This is a genomic window from Streptomyces sp. NRRL B-3229, from assembly GCF_000719505.1.
Classification (GTDB): domain Bacteria; phylum Actinomycetota; class Actinomycetes; order Streptomycetales; family Streptomycetaceae; genus Streptomyces; species Streptomyces griseorubiginosus.
Genome location: NZ_JOGP01000119.1, coordinates 1 through 425 on the forward strand (window position 1 = coordinate 1; position 425 = coordinate 425).

Genomic DNA, 425 nt, shown 5'->3' on the forward strand with positions numbered 1-425 from the left:
CTCGCCGACGAGGCGTTCGCCGCCGTCGGCGACAGCCTGCACGCACGCGTCGACCTCCTGCCCCTGCACCCGGCCTACCGGGCGCAGTTCGCCGACGGCAGCTCCCTGGACGTGCACACCGACGCCGGGGCCATGGAGGCGGAGATCGAGCGCTTCGCCGGTGCGCGCGAGGCCGACGGATACCGCAAGTTGCGCGTCTGGCTGGAGAAGCTCTACCGGGTGCAGATGCGGCGCTTCATCGACGCCGACTTCGACTCGCCCCTGCAACTGCTCCACCCCGACCTGGCCCGGCTGGCCGCCCTCGGCGGCTTCGGGCGGCTGGACGCGCGCATCGGACGGTTCCTCGGCGACGAGCGGCTGCGACGCGTGTTCTCCTTCCAGTCCCTGTACGCGGGCGTCGCACCCGAACGCGCCCTGGCCGCCTA

General features: G+C 72.9%; 1 pseudogene. It reads left to right on the top strand.

The annotated features are described in order from the left end of the window. A pseudogene (locus tag IF54_RS0139015) lies at positions 1-425 on the top strand (phytoene desaturase); the annotation flags it as partial.